Source organism: Metabacillus sp. GQ13, assembly GCF_059758525.1.
Map to the genome: position 1 here is coordinate 75,341 of NZ_JCAXET010000020.1, position 20,044 is coordinate 95,384.

The window sequence follows — 20,044 nt, forward strand, 5'->3', positions numbered from 1 at the left end:
GAAATATCGATTACCAGCTTCCAGTCTCGCCCTTCTTAGCTAAACACAGTCGCAAGGTAACTTCATCCATTACAAATTTCATTGAGGCAGACGACGTGTGACTCTTTTTTCGCCAAACAACCAATACATTATCATCCCAGTTCTTTTTTGTATTTCCTTGTTCAACTAACCTGCACACGTTCAATAAGGTCATTGTTTTTTATACTTCCTAGAAATCTCTCGACACCTGGATACTTTTCACCAAGGCATGTTATTTTAAAACCATATTTTCGATAAAAAACAACGGCTTCTTTATTCTTTTCAGCAATAATCAATGGATATTTATCAGAAATATATTTAACCATTTTACTACCAATACCTTTTCCTCTTTTGACTGGAGATACTGCAATATGTTTAATTCCGCACCTATTTAAACTAATAATTTCAATACCTATACAACCAACAATTTCCCCTTTAGACTCATACCTATATAATTTTCGGTTTAGTGAATTCAAATATATTTCGTATTGGCGTTTATATCTTCCGAAATTATGGAAATAGTTACTGCGCAGTATTTAGTCATATATGAAGAAGAGACGATTACTTAATAAGTAATCGTCTCCGTAATTTTTCAATTATTCCTCGCCATTTCTTTGGGAATTTCTAGCTCTGTTACTATGCCCCAATCAATTTGTCTTCGTTCCCAATAAACTCTCTCGATTTCAAACTTCTCAAGAACTCGCTCTTTTAAAAGCTCGTCCTTCATTTTTATTGTCCGAGCAAGTTCTACTAACCCTTCACCCTTATCTACTGTTAATAAAAAATCCGTTGACATTACAACTGGCTCATTCGTTTTTGAGTCTGTAGGATGTTTAATACCTAACTCATCTGCAATGACAATCGTTTCTTCCAACGGTAATAAAGGATATTCTTCTCGAATATCAACAACGAAATCTGAATACTCAGTTAAATAAAAGTGGTTTCGTTCCAAATCGGATAAAAATTCATGCTGCCTATTTGTTTTAATACCTTTTAAACGAGTGGATCTTCCTAACGAAGAGATATCTTGAATATTTAACCATGGCTTATAATCAGCTCCAATTCCAGAGCCACGACCTTCTTTAATCCACTTTTCGACTTTAGATGTTCTAGTTCTTTAAGACATAAAAAACACCCCTTTAGATCACTATAATCCAAAGGGGTAAAACGGTTCAACTTTTTTACAACCGGTATAACTTTATTCAAAACGATACATCTTTTTTATAAACGGTACGACTTTATTTCAATCCTACAAACTGTCCTTTTGTAATTAAGTTGGTATCTCCCCATTTCTTCTCTTCAATTCCCCTCAATCCCTTCTCCCGCCTGCCTCCACGCTCTTTCTCACCCATAAACCTTACCTCTTTTCTGTAATTCAAGTTCTTCCATAAAAAACACCCTTTCGGGCAAAAACCGTACCGAAATTGGAATAGAAAGGAAGGTGAAAATGTAATTAAGTTCTTCCGTAGTAGGAGTACGGATTAAGGTTAAAAAGACGGTTGATCATTCTTTTTTGCAGGCTTTTCTTCACGCCTTTTTTCTTACTTGTTTATAACCTGTTGATATCTAACATTTCTTCGCTCTTCCCCATGCTTTTCCACTAACCTTATCCCTAATCTGTGTATATTCTATTGATATAGCAGTATTCCCTTCTCTTTTCCTTTCACTTTATTCACAACTTATCCCCTATTTGTTCAAACCTTTCTATCACGATTTTTCACCCTTTTCATCACACAAAAAAAGAACCGAGATAACGTACCAACGGTACGTTTCCCGATCCTTCTAAAATAAGCATACAAAATGTTGTAATTGCTCCCACTTTCTCTCCTGTTCAGATACCAACTTAATTACAGCAGGTACGAACTTGAATTACATAGGGAAGAACTTGGTTGCGAAGAGACACAAACATAACAATCTACTATTTCCTCTTACTCAACAGTCACACTCTTAGCCAGGTTACGTGGTTTATCAACGTCACAACCACGGTGAAGTGCGGCATAGTATGAGATTAGTTGCAATGGAACAACTGCTGCTAGTGGTGAAAGTTGCTCGTGGACACTTGGAAGAACAAAACGATCATCATCTTCTTCTAAGCCCTTCATTGAAATAATACATGGGTTCGCTCCACGTGCTACTACCTCTTTTACATTACCACGAATGCTTAGGTTTACATGCTCTTGAGTAGCTAATGCAATAATCGGTGTACCATTTTCGATTAGAGCGATTGTACCGTGCTTAAGCTCTCCTCCAGCAAATCCCTCCGCTTGAATATAAGAGATTTCTTTCAGTTTTAAAGATCCTTCAAGGCCTACATAATAGTCTACAGAACGACCAATGAAGAATGCGTTTCGTGTTGTTGAGAGATATTCACGTGCGATAGCTTCCATTTCTTCTTTTTGATCACAAAGAACTTCCATTGCATTTGCAATAATCCCCAGTTCTTTCGTTAAATCAAACTCTAAAGAATGCCCTTTTCCATTTGCTGCAACAGCTGCAAGAATAGATAGTACCGCTAATTGCGCTGTATATGCCTTTGTAGAGGCTACCGCAATTTCGGGACCAGCGTGTAATAAAAGCGTATAATCTGCTTCACGAGATAGTGTAGATCCTTGAACATTTGTAACTGTTAGTGCTTTATGACCTTGCTCTTTAATTTGAACAAGTACTGAACGACTATCCGCTGTTTCACCACTTTGTGAGATAAAGATAAAGAGTGGTTTAGCTGATAGCAACGGCATATTGTAAGAAAATTCACTTGCAATGTGCACTTCAGCTGGGATCTTAGCCCAACTTTCAATGAACTGTTTACCAACAAGACCCGCATGGTAACTAGTTCCTGCTGCGATGATGTAGATGCGATCAGCTGCATTCACAGCATCAATGATATTCTGCTCAACTGATAAACCACCGTTTTCATTACGGTATTTACTTACAATTTTTCTCATAACTAAAGGCTGCTCATCAATTTCTTTCAACATGTAGTGAGGATATGTGCCCTTTTCAATATCACTAGCATCAAGCTCAGCTTTATAAGGTGCACGTTCAATAACGTTTCCTTGTAGATCTTTAATTGTTACCGTTTCACGTTCAACAAAGACCATTTCTTTGTCCATAATCTCTACGTATTGGTCAGTTACTTGTAACATAGCCATTGCATCTGAAGCAATAACGTTAAAGCTACCATCACCTAAACCAATTAGAAGTGGACTTTTGTTCTTTGCAACATAAATCATATTAGGATTTTGCTCATCTAAAAGCGCGATAGCATATGAGCCTTTTAAGACTGATAACGTTTGACGGAACGCTTCCTCAACCTCTAATCCCTTTTTTACAAATTGTTCAATCACTTGAACAATTACTTCTGTATCTGTATCACTTATTAATTGAACATCTTGAAGATATTCTTTTTTTAACATCACATAATTTTCAATAACACCATTGTGCACAAGGGTAAATCTACTTGTTGTGCTTTGATGTGGGTGTGCATTTAATTGGCTAGGAACACCATGTGTCGCCCATCTTGTATGTCCAATACCAGTTGATGCTTCAACCTTTGTATCAACAATTTGGCGAAGGTCCGCTATTCGGCCTTTTTCCTTAAAAATATGAACACCTTCAACATTCATTGCTGCGATCCCAGCAGAGTCATATCCACGGTATTCCAATTTTTCTAACCCTTTTAATAAAATTTCTTTAGAGTCTTGTTGTCCAATAAATCCTACGATTCCGCACATTATAAGTTTCCTCCCATAGTGTGAACTTTGGGACAGGAAGTCTTTTCGGAGACATTCTCTGTCCCCTCACACATGTTTATATTTTGGAAGGCTACGTTTTTCCCTTTGTACAAAAAGTTACCTCTTTGCTTTTAAGGAAAAACTTTCGGTTGTAACCAATCAACCGGGAGGCATCCGCCGAAACTTCGATAACCTCCATCCTCGTCAACTAAGTTATCTTCGTCCACTTAGTTCAGGCGCTTTAATTTATATGAACCTACTTTGATGCTCCCTTCTATTTTTTGTAGAAACACAAATTTAATAATACCTCATACTAAAATAATTCGTCAATCACTTTTTTCCAATCACTAACAATTCATAATGAATTGCTTACGATATTATATGTTATAAAATGCATGGTGCTATTAAAAGAAGCGAGGAATCCCCGCCTCTCAATACTTATTCCATACCCATTTCTTGTTTAACTACTCCTACAATTCGCTCAACAAAAACACGACATTGTTCTTCTGTTGGAGCTTCTGCCATAACTCGAACTAATGGCTCAGTACCCGAAGGTCGAACTAGAATACGTCCGTTACCGTCCATTTCCTGCTCAACTTCTTGAATGATTTGCTTTACCTTTTCATTATCAGTAACATGGTATTTATCGGTCACTTTCACATTGATAAGTAATTGTGGAAATTTCTTCATTTCATTCGCTAGCTCAGATAATGGTTTACCCGTACTCTTCATTATGTTCACAAGTTGTAAACCTGTTAACAATCCATCACCTGTCGTGTTGTAATCCAGAAAAATAATATGACCTGATTGTTCTCCACCGAGGTTATAGTCATTTCTTCGCATTTCTTCTACGACATAACGGTCACCGACAGCAGTAGGGATACTATTAATTTCATGTTCTTCCAGTCCTTTGTAAAAGCCAAGATTACTCATAATTGTGGAAACAACTGTATCCTTTTTCAATCGACCTTCACTCTTTAGGAATTTAGCACATATATACATGATTTGATCGCCATCAACAATCTCACCATTTTCATCAACTGCAATAAGACGATCGCCATCCCCATCAAAAGCTAAACCGATGTCAGCCTTTTTCTCCTTTAGGAACGCTGACATTGCTTCAGGATGTGTTGAACCCACCCCATCATTGATATTTAGTCCGTTTGGAGATGTACCCATTGTTGAAACATCTGCATCCAGGTCTGCAAACAAATGTGTTGCAAGTGAAGAGGTTGCCCCATGTGCACAATCCAATGCTACGTGAATCCCCGTAAAGTCTTCATCAACTGTTTGTTTCAGAAATTGAAGATACTTTTGTCCGCCTTCGAAGTAGTCATTAACTTGTCCTAGCTGTTCTCCAACTGGTCTAGGTAGTGTATCTTCTTCACGATCCATTAATTCCTCAATTTCAAGCTCCTGCTCATCAGATAATTTATAACCGTCTGGACCAAAGTATTTGATACCATTGTCTTGGACTGGATTATGTGAAGCTGATATCATAACGCCTGCTTGTGCACCTAATACTTTTGTTAAATATGCTACACCTGGAGTTGAGATAACACCTAAGCGCATAACTTCCGCTCCTATTGATAGGAGTCCTGCAACAAGTGCACCTTCAAGCATATGACCTGATATACGAGTATCCCGACCAATAATCACCTTAGGTCTATCTGTATCCTTTGTTAATACATACCCACCGAATCGACCTATTTTAAAAGCCAACTCAGGCGTTAATTCACTATTGGCAATTCCTCGTACTCCGTCTGTACCAAAATACTTTCCCATTGGTATCGCTCCTTTATCTATTCTGCCTTATGAGGCTGAAGAAATTTTCACTTTTACCTTTTCCTGTTGTAAGGACCATGTAATATTCTGAGGTCCATTTACTTGAACATCTACTTCATGTTCTCCATCACTTAGGTCTGATAAATTTACATATAATTCTATTTCAGATGCTTTTATATCCTTTATGACACTTGATACGCCTAAGATCTTCACATCAAGCACACCAGATTCAGGGTCAATAAATTCGAGCTGTTTATTCTCTGATAGCCCGACTGCCTTAATTTCCTGATCATTAAACGACTTTTCCTCTTGTTCATCTACATCTATATTGAGTTTAATCTTTTCTGGACTTAATTTATTTATCCCTTCTGGTACAGGAATATCGACCTCTAATACGGTATCCTTCTTAATTTTGCTTAAATCCACGATTACTCCGTCAATAAATTCGAGCTGCTCCAAAACGTCCAATGGGCCAAATACAGTTATATCCTTTGGATCAGGTTCAATGCTTGAGATACTTAAACCTTTCTCCAACTCTCCCTCTCGGATAATTTTAAAAGGCAAAATCTTACTTGGACTTTTAATTGGTACAGTGACATCGACAACCGATGGTTCTACTTCAACCGGTAGGATGTTTCCTTCATCATCATATATAGTTATCGTCGATTCCTTATTTACCGTTTCTTTTGCATTGTCAAGATTAATTGTTGCTTTTACACTTGCGATTCGATCAATTATTTCCTTTGATGCTGTTACATGAATACTGTTCGGATTCACAATTGGTTGATCTGGTGTATAACCTTCCTCAAGCTTATCTTCATTTAGAAAATCGACCTCCACTGGAAAGTCCTTAGCTTCCTTCTTCTCAATAGTCACCGGAATGGTAACTGGTGTTATACTAGCTTTAAGGTCATTTGCCAAGTTTTTATACTTAAGTTTAACTCTATGCGTCCCAATTGATAAGTTTGTAAGATCCACATAAACTTCAAAGTCTTTTAACTGTCTAGCCTTTTTTAAAGAACTAGTTACACCCTCCAAATTGACATTTACTGTTTCAGGAACACCTGTTACAACGAGGTTTTCTTGATCAAAATATGTAACCACTGGCACATCCGTGACAATTGCCTCGTCTGAAGCAGTTGACGTACCGAACAGAGGTTTTGGCTGATTGGTTGGAGTGCTTGAATCAATATTAACTGAAACATACAGCATCAACGCTAAAAATAAGGCAATAATTCTCATTACCCAACGATTTTCTATCAACTTATCCATTTTTCTTTCCCCTCCATTGCCAACGGTTTGAGGAAACAGCTTTAGTTGTTGCATTTAATTCCTTTTGAAGAATCTCTCTTAAATCATCTGACGATAAATCCCGATGTAGTTCGCTATTTCTAGCAACCGCGATACTGCCTGTCTCTTCAGATACAACAATTGTTAGACTATCAGTCACTTCACTTACCCCTATTGCAGCTCGATGTCTTGTACCAAGTTCTTTTGATATAAAGGGACTTTCTGATAACGGTAAATAGCAAGCGGCAGCTGCTACTTGATTCTTTTGTAGAATCACTGCCCCGTCATGAAGTGGGGTGTTAGGAATAAAGATGTTTATTAATAATTCAGAGGAAATCCTAGACTGTAGTTGTATCCCCGTTTCTATGTAATCACTCATTCCTGTTTCTTTTTCAATAGACATTAAAGCACCAATACGACGCTTCGCCATATACTCAGTAGCCTTAATAATAGCCTCAATAGTAATCTCGGAATTCTCTTCTCCAAGTGCACCACCTCGAGAAAACAAATGACCTCTACCTAGCTGTTCTAATGCTCTGCGCAGCTCTGGTTGGAAAATGATAATTATCGCGAGAAATCCCCATGTTAAGGCTTGGTCCATTAACCACTGCAATGTGCTTAATCCTAAATAATAACTCAACATTCGGACTACAATTATCACGGTAATTCCTTTTAATAGCTGTACAGCTTTGGTTCCCCTAGCGACCATAATCAATTTATAGATGACATACCACACAAGGAGAATATCAACAGCTATGCCGAGGTAATGCAATATTGGTATATCCTCATATCCCATTCTCTCGTCCTCCATGAGTTAAACTCTTTTATAGATAGAAAAGTGCAAGGATTTCGCCCTTGACCTAGTCACGCACGTGGATTTAGCTACACTTTACTACACTTATATTCCTTAAATAAGGGTTATTTATTAACTATCCTATTATATCCTTTCTAAATCGAAAAGTAAAAAGGCCATCACTACGATGACCTCTTGTTTATAGAAGGCAGTATGACGCATTTTCTATAAAAGTAGCTTTTTTGTCTATGTGTTAGCGGAGGAACCCTACTACATCCTGTGAGAGGGACTTTATGTGGAACCAGAGCCACTCAAACATCTCATCTACTACCTCAATCTCACCAGTAACATGCCCTGCTGATGCTAAGTAAGCACCATTGATAACTGTTACATCACCTTCAATTGTACCTTCAATCTTTAACGATCCATTTTTAACTGTTACATCACCTTTCACCACTTCACCCTCCGGAACGGTAACCTTACTGTTCTCTACAACTAAATTGGACTGTTTTGAGACACTAAAGTGTTGATCCTCATTCCACGCAGAAAATAGGCTCCCTGTCATAAGGATAACAAACAAAGATGCCGCTACAAGCATAGGATGGCCTTTTAGCCAACGATTCCATGAGACAGTTCGCTTTTCCTTTGGAAGACTATTCATAACAGCTTGGGTGAAATCCTTAGGTGCTTCAATATGTGATGTACTTTGAACAAATGCAACAGCTTTTTCGAGCTCATGAAACCGTTTGGAACACTCCTCACAAGTTTGAAGATGTATTTTAACCCTTTTCTCTTCATCACTAGATAATTCATGATCCATATATTTATGCAAAAGCTGAATAACTTCAGAAGAACAGCTCATATTTTCTCACCTCATCATAAATGCCTTAATTGCTTTCTAAGGGCTTCTCTTCCTCTGTGAATACGAGTTTTAACTGTACCAATTGGGATTTCGAGAATCTCACTTATTTCGATTAATGATAGCTCATCAATATACTTTAAGACAATAACCGTTCGATACTTATCTGGAAGCTTCAAAATTTCTTTTTGTATAGTATGTTGAAGTTCCATTGTTTCAATCTCATCTTCAGGTAATGCAGCATCTGCAGCAACTTTGGAGTACATAGTTAAACCTTCTGTTCCAGCAACCTCTGCATCAAGGTAATAATCAGGCTTTTTTTTACGTATTCGATCAATCGATAAGTTCGTTGCAATTCGGTATAACCAAGTCGAAAACTTTTTATTCATGTCAAAAGTGTGAATATTAACATATGCTCGAATAAAAGCCTCTTGAGCTATATCCTCTGCCTCATGGGTGTTTCCTAGCATTCGATAACATAATTGATATATTTTATCTTTATATAATTCAACTATATCAGCAAATGCATTTTGATCGCCTTTCATTACTTGCTTTATCCGCATCTTTACTATCGTTTCCATTTACCATACCTCCGCACTCTGCGGGTCTCTTTATATACGTATAAGGGTTTCATTTAGTTTCATTTTTTTTAATTAAATTTTTATTACCGTTCTTTATCTAGTTTGATTTACCTTGTCTACATTAAATGGAGGATGAATACAGCTAGTTATGTTTGTTAAAAACATTTTAACAAATTTTGGGGAACTTTAGGGGAAAAGTTTACAACTATTTAAAACTTCAGAATTAAAACGAGAAATAAAGGGCTTTTATTAGCCCTTTAAGGCTGATTTCGCTCTTCGAGTACATCTATATGCATTTAGCTTGTCTACATACTCTTTTCGTTAAATGATTCAGCCACTCCTTTTAGAATAGCTCCTAATTTCAAATAAAAGATTAAAGGGCGATATTACCTTGTAATATCGAACAAACTTTTAGAAAAAAATTCTTTATTAAAGAAGCTTATCACCAAATAATGAACTCATTAATGCAACTGCAACTGCTGCTGTTTTATTCTTATCATCTAAGATGGGGTTAACCTCAACAAATTCTGCGGAGGTAATTATTTTGGATTCTGCAAGCATTTCCATAGCTAAATGACTTTCCCGATAGCTTATTCCTCCAATAACTGGAGTCCCTACCCCTGGAGCATCTTGTGGATCTAATCCATCTAGATCTAAAGATAGATGAACACCATCCGTTTTCTCCCTTAAATAGTCTATTGTCTCTTCCATGACCCTAGTCATACTAAGTCGGTCAATTTCATGCATTGTATATACCTTTATGCCCTTTTCCTTAATTAGTTTCTTCTCCCCATCATCAAGGGAGCGTGCTCCAATAATGACGATATTCTCAGGTTTAACCTTAGGAGAAAACCCTTCAATTTCGACTAAATCCTTATGACCGATTCCGATACTTATGGCTAATGGCATTCCATGGATATTTCCACTAGGAGAAGTCTCCAAATTATTAAGGTCACCATGTGCATCATACCAAATGACTCCTAAATTGTTATAGTGTTTGGATACACCAGCTAGTGTGCCGATCGCAATACTATGATCACCTCCAAGGACTAACGGAAATGACCCGGACTCAATAATCTTATCTACAACAGAGGATAATTTTTGATTGGACTTCAGAACCGCTTTTAAATACCTTAACCCATCACTTGATGTCTCCATTGCAGGGCGGCCGATTTCAATATCACCACGGTCTTCAATTTTAATATTCAATGCTTCGAGCTCTTCGATTACTCCAGCATACCTTATTGCACTAGGTCCCATATCAACACCACGGCGCGTCTGTCCAAGATCCATAGGCATACCAATTATTGATATGTTCCTTCTCATTGAATATTAACCTCCTTCTTATCTTTCCTAATGTAAAGGATGACTCAAAGAGGTAGAAATATGTATTTACATTTAAAGTTTTTTTATTTCAAAGGAGATTTCATTCAGTATATTCTGGATCATAGTTACTAGTTCAAAATACCGAAAAATCAACGTGTGACTGAATGTTTAACTAAGAAGCTTTGCTTATGTCTAGATAAATAGAATCTCACAACAGTACACTTTTGTAACCTAATGTAGACTCACTATCTTATTTCTAGATTTTATATATTTTGAAACTATAAAAAAACATAGACAGTAGTCTATGTTTGTATGTATATAGATTGGTGGAGCCTAGCGGGATCGAACCGCTGACCTCCTGCGTGCAAGGCAGGCGCTCTCCCAGCTGAGCTAAGGCCCCAAGGACATTTTTACTTTTTCAAGAGCGGAAGACGGGATTCGAACCCGCGACCCCCACCTTGGCAAGGTGATGTTCTACCACTGAACTACTTCCGCAAAAAGGTGAGCCATGAAGGATTCGAACCTTCGACCCTCTGATTAAAAGTCAGATGCTCTACCAACTGAGCTAATGGCTCATTCATCATTCTAAAAAATGAGAATAAATAAAATAAAAATGGCTGGGCTAGCTGGATTTGAACCAGCGCATGACGGAGTCAAAGTCCGTTGCCTTACCGCTTGGCTATAGCCCAATAAAAATGTTTAAATAAATTGAGATTATAAGTGACTGATTGCATTTCACCTTTTATGTAAGCTTATTATTAGCAAGCTTTTAAAACTTATTCAAATAACTCTCTAAACATAATCAAAGATAAACAATTTGAGAAATGGATACCATTTTTCATCGTTTATCATAATTGTTTTTATGTAAATGGTGGAGGGGGGCAGATTCGAACTGCCGAACCCAAAGGAGCGGATTTACAGTCCGCCGCGTTTAGCCACTTCGCTACCCCTCCATATATGTGAAACAGTGCCGGCAAGAGGACTTGAACCCCCAACCTACTGATTACAAGTCAGTTGCTCTACCAGTTGAGCTACACCGGCAAAATCTAGGTGTAATGTTTAGCAATAAAAATGGTGGAGGATGACGGGATCGAACCGCCGACCCTCTGCTTGTAAGGCAGATGCTCTCCCAGCTGAGCTAATCCTCCAATATGGTGACCCGTACGGGAATCGAACCCGTGATACCGCCGTGAAAGGGCGGTGTCTTAACCGCTTGACCAACGGGCCATTTAAGTATTTTTTTCTCTTTGTCTAAGCTTCCAACCGGGCTCGAACCGGTGACCTCTTCCTTACCATGGAAGTACTCTACCTACTGAGCTATGGAAGCAAGATTTGAAGCCTTCAGCTTTACAAAACCACTTTCCTTGTGAAGCGAACAAGATTTATTATAAAGGGGTCTCAAAGTATTTGCAAGGGGTTTTTAAAAGTTTTTTTAAAAAAGTTTTTATTCGTGTGTAAAACTTTGTAACTCAAGCAATTTACCAGCATATTTTTTTAGAATTGAGCTTTTCGAGGAGCATTTTTAAGCAAAATTAATGAGCTGTTTAAATAATTAATCTTCATTATTAGAGAACAAAATAGGGTTTATCTCTGGCTCGTCAGACTCTATCCATTCCTTAATTCGAGAATAACTCTTTGGTTGCTTGTTTTCATTAACTGAAAGCATTACATTAAGACCTTCAATTTTAACATTAAAGTAATTATGTCCTTCCCTCTTGGAGTGCCAAACTCGAATAAGTGAAACAGTGCTCTTGCTAATTTCCCCCACCTCCTTGGTCATTTATGATGAGTATAACATCTTTTAAGGTGGTTAAAGTTTAAAAGACAGCTTAGTTGAGGTTTTTCTGTGAAGCAATTAATTGACCAGTTACCCAACTCAGAAAAGATAAATGCAACAGAGAGCTTCTCAGCAACATCCATTTGAGTCAGCCAGCTCATTTTTCCCATCTTAAAAGAAGAGAGCCAATGAATGACTCTCAACCAATTCTTAATATATCCTTGTGAGGTTTACAAAACGTCTTCTAACAATTGCCATTCATCACTTGAAATATCGTCATTATATGTATTTATACAAATGAACAATTCATTATTACTTTTGTCTTTTCTTACAAACCCACCCTTTAAGTTATGCTTATTCAAATAACTTTTTAAAACTTCAAACTTTTTAGGAGAAAACTTATCTATATCCTCACTTTCTCCACTTCTATTAAATCCACCTTTAGTCTCAATTATCCATATTTCTCCGTCTTTTGAAACAATATAATCTGGATAGAATGACCTTTGTTTTCCCGAATTATCTTGGTAGACAATAGATAAATATTCATTTCCTTTATCCCCGTTTTTATAAATCCAATCAATGTCATCAGACTCATTGCAATACTTCTCAAAAGATTTCTCTGAATCTGAACGAACCTCAGCTGAAGAAAGATACCCCTTATACACATTACTTTCATATTCCCTTTGGACTTTGTTTTTTGAATCATAAGTGAATAAAACTTCTTGTGGAATTCGAAATTCTTTCTCTGATATCACTGGTAAAGCAAATGAAGTTTGAAATATAGGACTCGACATAGCCAAACGAAAGTCTACTTTTAATTTTTCGAAATTGTTAATCACAAAAGCATAGACTTCTCTCGTATCTAAACGTAAAATCTTATTTTCAAAGCGAACATTGTTATCAAATAAACGACGAATAATTGTATTCATTTGTTCATAAGGTAAACTCAATTTTACACCCAATGTACTTACACGATTGTGATATTCACGTCCATGTTTGTGTGTGTTTAATGGTTCAATCATATCTACGCTTCCGAGATTTTTAAATTCTTGAAGGGTTAAAGTATGTATTTGACCTGTAAAAGTATTCTTAATAATCATTTCAGAGAAGATATAACCCTTTGTCTGCATACGGGTCTTGTTTTCTACTGTTTTTGTAGACGTTCCATATTCTTTCTGGTAATAAAGTAACATTGTTTTCAATGATTGAGTTGCGTCCTTAGATATTCCAATTACAGATTTTTGCTCACTGGTTAAAGTGATTTCCCTATGTTCTTTTTTCAAGAATAATTTTATAGCGTCTAACGCACCTTTTCTAAAATGTAATCTAACACCTTCTGTAAATTTTTCGTCGAAGGTATATAAATAACAAGAATCTAGTAAGTCGTTTTCATAGTGCTTTAATTCTGGCATTCGTCTAATTCTACCAATAGTCTGGATTTCAAATGTTTCACTTGTGTTTTCTCGAAGTTTTACTAGAATATGTGCTCGTGGACAATCCCAGCCAGTTGCGATTGCTTGTTTTATAATTACAACAATGGGTTTTGCGTCCATTTCTTCGATTTCTTCAAGGTTTTGTTTTTGCTTACTCAACCAAACTGCTAATAAACCATTTTCATAGGTAACATCTTTGGTTGCTAAATAACGCTCAACCTCATCTTGCATGACTTCACTATTGTTAGGGAGTTGTACAACGATTAAAGGGTTGACTATTGATTTTCTTTCTTCAAAAGCTAACTTTAATTCATGATGTTTATCTAAAGCTTTATCAAGAAGGAAACTCACTTGGCTCTCTACCTCAACTGAATGACCAAAGTCCTCATTAATTACTAACATTTTTTTTATAAGACCCTCTGCAATTACGTCCTCATCTTTTACTTCAATAAGTGTAGCGATTGAATAATCTTTTGGAGTTGCTGAAGTTCTTATAATCTTTTTTGGATTAAAGAGGGTTATTATATCATCCGCTCTCAATGTATCATTTTGGTGAGACTCGTCCACAATTATGATAAATTCAAGTTCATTATTATGAGCGTGTACAATATGCTCTTGAAAGTTAGCTTTTTCTCCTTCTTTCAATGCGTTATTACCTTTTTTGGTTAGCTTCTCCCAATTTATAAAACAGGAATCATTCTCCTTAAATCCGTCAGCCATAACGTCTGGCAAAAGTTTAGTTTGGCTGTTATGGATATATTTATCCATTTTCTCTTTACTTTGTTCTTCAAGGTCACCCTTTCCAGGAGTCAACCACACAAAAATATTACCGAAAGATCCCTTTCCATACTCACTCATAAAGTGTGTAAGCATAATAGTTTTCCCCGAACCAGTCGGACTTTTAAAAACAACCTCTTTGTTTGAATCTATCATGCTTTCCATTATTTCCCCAACAGCTTTAATTTGGAATGTTGCAAGTCCCACGTTTCTTATCCCCTTTTATCTTTATAATAGTAATCTGGAATAATATTAACTTTAATCTTGTACTTGTTGAAAAGAGCTTCTTGTTCATTGTTTGGAAGGACATCATGTCCTAGGTAAATTACTTTACATTCTTCTCTCAGTTCTTTATTTTGTATTAATCCTTCTAATTCTCTATCAGTTAAAATAATTGCAATTTCTTTGTTTTCAGTAAAATCAATAGCATTTTCCAATTCAACTAATTCCCTAATATAATTTAAGAGTTCATTGGCGTATTCATAATAAAAACGTTCAGAAATAGGTAGAAATTCTACTTTAAAGTATTTTAGACTGGCTCTAATTCCTTCTGTATAACCCTCATAGCTTTTACTGCCATTTAACATTAAATAGCCGTCTTTTACTGTTGCCTTTATTTCGTCGTAGTTATCTCCTTCTTGTTCTTTAATTTTGTTAATATCGTCTATTAGGGTTGCACTTCTTTTAAGTTCGGTAAAAGTAAGCTTTTTTTCGTACAATGTGGTAGTTTTCTTACCTTTATACTTATAGCCATTAATAATACGTTTGTTTCTTTCATAAGTTACTTCTCTACATATATTGTTTTCGTTATTAGTAGCCAGTAAAAACTTCCTATTCCCACCGTCTTCTTTGTTAAGTTCAATTACTGCCTGGCCTGTTGTACCAGAACCAGCAAAAAAGTCTAATACCGTGATATTCTTATCCTCAATCATGCTTATCAGAGTTTTAATTAGTTTTGAAGGTTTTGGGTTAGTAAATACTTTTTTCCCAAAGGTTTTATTCATTTCACTTGTGCCTTCTGCATTTAAAATATTTAAGATTAAATTTTTGTAAGGAGCGCCTCTATCAATTGGATTACCTTCGTTATCAACTTTTAGATAAATCTTGTAACAAACAGCCCATCCATTTGCTTTGTTACTTGAAGGTCTAAATTCAATAAACTTATTATCCCTAGCCCACTTTACTTTTTCTTCACTCCACTTCCATAACCAACCATCTTTTTCAAACTCCGTTCTACCATTAGGATAAGCAATAGTTCCATCAGGACATTCAATTGGGTAGTTCATACTATCGCTGTATTGTATAGTACCTCTATCTAAATTATCTAGATAATACGGTCCACGTTCATTATAAAATTCATCTGTTGCTCGATAGCGATCTATATCATATGAATCATAATTTTTCGAGAAAACCCGTTCTGCATTCTCCGCATTTTTCATATAAACTAATATATATTCTGTTATCGTTGCAATCCCGTTTGCATCAGATGCCCCAGTTTTTCTTTGCCAAATCATACTACTAATTAGATTAGATTCTCCAAAAATGGAATCACAAGTAAGTTTTAATTGAGCTTGTTCCTTTTCTGAAATAGAAATGAAGATTACACCGTTTTTTGACAGTACTTTCTTCGCTAATTTTAATCTTTTTTCCATGAATGATAACCATTTACTATGCTTAAACACGTCGGTTTTATCAACAAATTCATCATCATAAATAAAGTCTTTATTTCCAGTATTATATGGAGGATCAATATAGATTAAGTCGATTTTCTCTTTATGTGTTTTTGTTAATATCTCTAAGCTAGCGAGATTATCACCTTCGATTAAAAAGTTCATATCTCCTCCGTTATTTATAAACAAATCTCTTTCTTCAGTTATAACAGGGATACTTTCTTTCAATATCTTATCTATGCTTTCTTTGTGCTCCTCAAAAACAAGTCCATATTTCTTACCTTTAATATCTTTTTGGATTTCACCTAAGTAGCTTAATAATTGCCTTCCCTTTTCATCATTTGAATTGTTTTCAATAAAAGATTTGATTTGATTAATATTCTCCAATAAGCCTTCCCTTTTTTGTTTTGATAGATTTGTGCTCATTTTTTTGTTACACCGCTTCCTGTACCTTCTAAATTATCATTCCTCCTCTATCTTACTATAAAAATTAGTGTTTTTCCGACACTTTTTTTAACAAGAAATGCCATCTTTTATTAAAGAGCATAAAAAAAGAGCCAGCTTATTTAATTAGCTGACCCTCTCTAAAATCAATTATTTTCCCTTCCACTTCAATAGCAATACAACCAATGCTCGTTTTTGTGAACACCTCAGAGTATTCCTCTTGAGCTATAACCATCTCAATTATTTCTTGAAGGTTGTCTTTGACCTCTTGAGTTTTTCCTTTTTGGGGTGCTATGAAAATAAAGCTTTTGTGAGCCAGCTTCCAAACATTCACCTTATTAACGTATTGAATTTTCAACGAATCAACCCCCTTCAAAGTTTTAAGCTCGTTCTGAGCTTTGATTGAGAGATAGAACTTCCAAAGAGTCTGACTCCAGCTGTGAAGCCTTCAGCGTCTCCTCTTTAGTTGTTCCAGCTCATTATTATTATTTGTTTTCTTTGAGAAGCGTCTCAGCTTTTCGAGTTGTGCTGTTAAACACCTTCTCAAAGTCTGGGTAATCTGGGTGAAGCTTAATGGTTTCAGCTCTGAGAGCAACAATCTTTTGACGTTGCTTATCAGTGTCAACCATCTCCCAGTAATATCCCATAGCTTTCTCTTCTTTGTGCTCCAAATTCGAGTGAGAGTAAAGCTCTTTATAGTGGTCATACTTGGCTTTTAACAACTCCAAGAGTGTTCCCAGCTCGTTGGCGATCTCAATTACCTTTGAAGCTTCCAAAGCTCCCACCTCCTTGGCTTTATTCCTCGTCAAGCTTACTCATTAACCTTTCAATTACTTTACGACTTTTTCTTTCTCGTTCTGTTTCCCAGCCTTCAACAGTTTTCCAAACATCATAACAAGGCTCTTTTAATGCTTCAAAAACGTCTGGAGCTTCTGTCTCAATATACTTCAAAACTCTGTCACGCTGAGAGCGTAAATCATTAGCAACTTCCTCTTGTGTGTCAGCCATTTTTTCTATTGTTGAGCTTTCCTCAAAGTCCTTTGAGTTTAACTTTTCAATGTTTCTTGAGCCAGTCTTTTGAGCCAGTTCTTCAGCTTCCTTTGCAAGTTGCTCCAAGTCTTTCAGCAAAACAACAAGCTTAATCTTTTGTGCAAAGTCCATTTATTTCCTCCTCCTTGCCAAACTCAAAAAGACTCTCCAGAGGAGAGCCAGTGAACATGTCTTTTATTACTTCTCTTCCTTGTCTCCCATATCGAAAATCATAGACAAGTCAATTCCAGAAGCGTTGTCTTTGTTCTCCTTGGAAAGCTTGAACTTTCTATTAAGACCCAAACTTTCAGAGAATCTCACCATCTTAATTTCAAAATCATTATAGCTTGGTGAGTCATTCAAAAAGTCTGCTGAATCTTTCCGAGCTTGCTTAATGAAGTTCATGACATAGCGGTCAAGTAAAGACAAGTTTATTGGGTCAATATCTCCATTTGTCTCCTCAAAGAACCAGTCAACAGTTTCATTGTAAAGAGTCACCTCTTCAGTTGTTAAGCTGTTTTTCAAGTCAGCTGAATAAGCACCATGAATCAATTTTGCTTTTGGGTTTAAATTTGCCATTTGTTTTCTCCTCCCTTCTTCTGTAATAGCTCCGCTTGAGCGTGCTCCATGAACGTTACATCTGCTCGAACCTTCTAGCGGAGAGCGTAAACATATCTTTCCAGTGCCTTGCATACTCCCACATATTTTAGGAACTTTCTTGAGTTGCTTCTTTAGCTCTTGGAGCTTTTCTTCTTTGGCTTCTTCCTTAGCTTCTTCAGCTTCAAGAATTAGCTCTTGAATTTCTGGCTCAAGCTTTGGGAACTTTCCAGTTTTCTTAATGTAATCTCCTTTCGCCATCCTTTTTCACCTCCAGAGTATTTAACAAGGGAGATGCTTCTCAGCAATCTCCCCAGAGTTTTTATATTGTTGAGTAGCCAACTTTCTTGACATAATCCTCATAAAACTTTTTATCCTTTTCACTCATTTCTGAGTCAGCTTCAAGGTCTCTCTCACTGAAGTTCAAGTCCAAGTCATTTCCAAACTTTTTGGAATGTTCAGCGTACAAAGCTTCAAAGTCATCTTGTTCTTGCTTCTGAGCTTGCTCTTTAGAGAGCTTCTGAAAGGCTTTGGACTTCTCAAGCTTGTTGAAGCTCTCTGTTAGTGCGTTCGCTTTGTCCTTGAGAGAGAGCTGGCTAAACTTTCTCTTTTTGTCCATTTCAAGAGCTGTCTTAGCAAGTGTAATATCCATTGAATAAGAAATAATCTCACTCAAGCTTTCTTTTGAAGCTTCAGCTTTCTTTTTGTTTCTTTCAGTCTCCAGCTTCTTGAGTATTGCTTGAAGCTCTTTCACCTCTTGAGCACTTAAACCTCCTTCGTTGTCTTTGCTAAGTGCCTTCTCAAGAATTTCATTGAGTCTCTGTCCTTCTTTTTTGCTTAACATAATCAATCACCTCATATTTTTTGTGTTATTAAACTATTAAAAGTCCTTGAGCATTAAACTCACCTTGAAGCTTCATAAGCTCCTCAATCGAGTAACACTCAATGAATGACCTTTCAAACCGTTCCAAGTTCTCCAGTGAATGAGCCATTAAACGAGTCAAACCAGTTTCTTGAAAGAAGTTGCTGGCTGTCTCATACTCCCTTAAGAGAGCTTCATAATTATTTTTAATGTTTTCCAATAGTGTTCACCTCGTTTGTTTTATTACCAAGTGACTTCAGAGCCATTGACTTCATTTCTCAGAATCATTCCAATTTCATGAACGCTTACTTTCTGAGTGCTTCTGCTTATCAGCTCTGGGCTTAAAATAATTGCACTTCTATGAGTTGTAACTTCAAGAAGGACTTGTTTCTTTTTTAAGCTGGCTGTCAATCTTTTTACTTGAACCAGTGACAACCCACAAGCTTCAGCAAGCTCTTCTCTACCCCAAAGCTTTACCTTTTGGAAGTCCAGCTCATAAGGGTTAGAGCAAAGGACAAAACCTCTTGTGTTAAAGTGTGGAATCATAAAGAACAATAACCCAGCTTCTTGAAGCGTCAAGACCTTCAGAGCGTCTCTCAAGCGTTTAATATAAAGTTTAGTGAAGTAACCTCCACCAACTCTTTCTCCTCGTGTAGCCAGCTGAGTGCTCACTGAATAAACGTTCCTTCTTCCTTCTTTATGGCTCTCAATATATCCAAAAGCTTCAACCTCTCCAAGAATCCTCTTCATAGTGCTTTCTGACTTTCTCATGAGTTTTCCAAGCTCTGTCTTTCCAAGCTTCTTCCCCTCATATTTCAAAAAGCCACTGTCACCAAGTTCCATGTAAGCGAACATATTTAAAAGTGCTCCAGCTTGCTCAAGGTTTATTGTCTTATACACCATTGAACACTCCTTATCAGAAACACTTGTAAAGTGCTCTTTATTTTCGTTCCCTCTTATCCTCTTGTATGCTTCATCAGAGCGTACTCTTGAGGGAGTCTTGAATTGTCCTCCCATTCTCACTCCTTCATCAATTGTCATCTCATTAAAATTCATCTTCTCCATTCCT

At 36.6% G+C, this 20,044-nt stretch carries 17 protein-coding genes, 9 tRNA genes and 1 pseudogene; all 27 read right to left on the reverse strand.

Annotated elements, in window-relative coordinates:
- Positions 1–161: 161 nt before the first annotated feature.
- The gene (locus AC6CHR_RS21220) at positions 162–554 is read right to left on the reverse strand and encodes a GNAT family N-acetyltransferase (protein WP_498251061.1); all 393 of its coding nucleotides are present in this window, start codon (positions 552–554) and stop codon (positions 162–164) included.
- Positions 555–616: 62 nt separating this feature from the next.
- Positions 617–1,105: pseudogene (locus AC6CHR_RS21225) on the reverse strand (TnsA endonuclease N-terminal domain-containing protein); the annotation flags it as partial.
- Between the two features lie 841 nt (positions 1,106–1,946).
- Entirely contained in the window at positions 1,947–3,752 is a 1,806-nt protein-coding gene (gene glmS, locus AC6CHR_RS21230) for a glutamine--fructose-6-phosphate transaminase (isomerizing) (RefSeq protein WP_498251029.1), read from the reverse strand.
- A 438-nt stretch (positions 3,753–4,190) separates the two neighbouring features.
- Positions 4,191–5,537, reverse strand: coding sequence for a phosphoglucosamine mutase (gene glmM, locus AC6CHR_RS21235; protein WP_498251030.1), 1,347 nt, complete (start codon positions 5,535–5,537; stop codon positions 4,191–4,193).
- A 27-nt stretch (positions 5,538–5,564) separates the two neighbouring features.
- Positions 5,565–6,809, reverse strand: a complete 1,245-nt coding sequence (locus AC6CHR_RS21240) for a CdaR family protein (RefSeq protein ID WP_498251032.1) — start codon at positions 6,807–6,809, stop codon at positions 5,565–5,567.
- Positions 6,802–7,623 (reverse strand): diadenylate cyclase CdaA, encoded by an 822-nt coding sequence (gene cdaA / locus AC6CHR_RS21245; protein ID WP_498251033.1) that lies wholly within the window; start codon positions 7,621–7,623, stop codon positions 6,802–6,804. The genes AC6CHR_RS21240 and cdaA overlap by 8 nt, the downstream gene beginning before the upstream one ends.
- 250 nt (positions 7,624–7,873) lie before the next feature.
- Entirely contained in the window at positions 7,874–8,482 is a 609-nt protein-coding gene (locus AC6CHR_RS21250; protein ID WP_498251034.1) for a zf-HC2 domain-containing protein, read from the reverse strand.
- Between the two features lie 14 nt (positions 8,483–8,496).
- Entirely contained in the window at positions 8,497–9,060 is a 564-nt protein-coding gene (gene sigW, locus AC6CHR_RS21255) for an RNA polymerase sigma factor SigW (RefSeq protein WP_498251035.1), read from the reverse strand.
- Between the two features lie 429 nt (positions 9,061–9,489).
- Positions 9,490–10,386: an arginase gene (gene rocF / locus AC6CHR_RS21260; protein WP_498251036.1), complete on the reverse strand. Its 897-nt coding sequence runs from the start codon at positions 10,384–10,386 to the stop codon at positions 9,490–9,492.
- A gap of 324 nt (positions 10,387–10,710) precedes the next feature.
- A tRNA-Ala gene (locus AC6CHR_RS21265) sits at positions 10,711–10,786 on the reverse strand.
- 23 nt (positions 10,787–10,809) lie between these two features.
- Positions 10,810–10,881: transfer RNA gene (locus tag AC6CHR_RS21270), tRNA-Gly, on the reverse strand.
- 7 nt (positions 10,882–10,888) lie between these two features.
- A tRNA-Lys gene (locus AC6CHR_RS21275) sits at positions 10,889–10,961 on the reverse strand.
- Between the two features lie 39 nt (positions 10,962–11,000).
- Positions 11,001–11,075: transfer RNA gene (locus AC6CHR_RS21280), tRNA-Gln, on the reverse strand.
- A gap of 180 nt (positions 11,076–11,255) precedes the next feature.
- A tRNA-Tyr gene (locus tag AC6CHR_RS21285) sits at positions 11,256–11,339 on the reverse strand.
- 15 nt (positions 11,340–11,354) lie between these two features.
- A tRNA-Thr gene (locus AC6CHR_RS21290) sits at positions 11,355–11,427 on the reverse strand.
- Positions 11,428–11,458: 31 nt separating this feature from the next.
- Positions 11,459–11,534: transfer RNA gene (locus tag AC6CHR_RS21295), tRNA-Val, on the reverse strand.
- A 4-nt stretch (positions 11,535–11,538) separates the two neighbouring features.
- Positions 11,539–11,613, reverse strand: a tRNA-Glu gene (locus tag AC6CHR_RS21300).
- A 27-nt stretch (positions 11,614–11,640) separates the two neighbouring features.
- A tRNA-Thr gene (locus AC6CHR_RS21305) sits at positions 11,641–11,713 on the reverse strand.
- A 680-nt stretch (positions 11,714–12,393) separates the two neighbouring features.
- Positions 12,394–14,580 carry a DEAD/DEAH box helicase gene (locus AC6CHR_RS21310; protein WP_498251037.1) on the reverse strand — a complete coding sequence of 729 codons (2,187 nt, stop codon included), beginning with the start codon at positions 14,578–14,580 and terminating at the stop codon, positions 12,394–12,396.
- Between the two features lie 5 nt (positions 14,581–14,585).
- Entirely contained in the window at positions 14,586–16,430 is a 1,845-nt protein-coding gene (locus AC6CHR_RS21315; protein WP_498251038.1) for a site-specific DNA-methyltransferase, read from the reverse strand.
- Between the two features lie 175 nt (positions 16,431–16,605).
- On the reverse strand, positions 16,606–16,845 hold the full coding sequence (locus AC6CHR_RS21320) for a hypothetical protein (RefSeq protein WP_498251039.1): 240 nt from the start codon (positions 16,843–16,845) through the stop codon (positions 16,606–16,608).
- A gap of 127 nt (positions 16,846–16,972) precedes the next feature.
- A complete protein-coding gene (locus AC6CHR_RS21325) occupies positions 16,973–17,263 on the reverse strand; it encodes a hypothetical protein (protein ID WP_498251040.1) in 291 nt (96 codons plus the stop codon).
- Positions 17,264–17,282: 19 nt separating this feature from the next.
- On the reverse strand, positions 17,283–17,648 hold the full coding sequence (locus tag AC6CHR_RS21330; RefSeq protein WP_498251041.1) for a hypothetical protein: 366 nt from the start codon (positions 17,646–17,648) through the stop codon (positions 17,283–17,285).
- A 66-nt stretch (positions 17,649–17,714) separates the two neighbouring features.
- Complete coding sequence (locus AC6CHR_RS21335) at positions 17,715–18,374, reverse strand: HGGxSTG domain-containing protein (RefSeq protein ID WP_498251042.1); 660 nt, start codon at positions 18,372–18,374, stop codon at positions 17,715–17,717.
- A gap of 61 nt (positions 18,375–18,435) precedes the next feature.
- Positions 18,436–18,957 carry a hypothetical protein gene (locus AC6CHR_RS21340; protein WP_498251044.1) on the reverse strand — a complete coding sequence of 174 codons (522 nt, stop codon included), beginning with the start codon at positions 18,955–18,957 and terminating at the stop codon, positions 18,436–18,438.
- Between the two features lie 28 nt (positions 18,958–18,985).
- Complete coding sequence (locus AC6CHR_RS21345) at positions 18,986–19,195, reverse strand: hypothetical protein (protein ID WP_498251045.1); 210 nt, start codon at positions 19,193–19,195, stop codon at positions 18,986–18,988.
- A 23-nt stretch (positions 19,196–19,218) separates the two neighbouring features.
- Positions 19,219–20,040: a hypothetical protein gene (locus AC6CHR_RS21350; protein WP_498251046.1), complete on the reverse strand. Its 822-nt coding sequence runs from the start codon at positions 20,038–20,040 to the stop codon at positions 19,219–19,221.
- Positions 20,041–20,044: the final 4 nt, after the last annotated feature.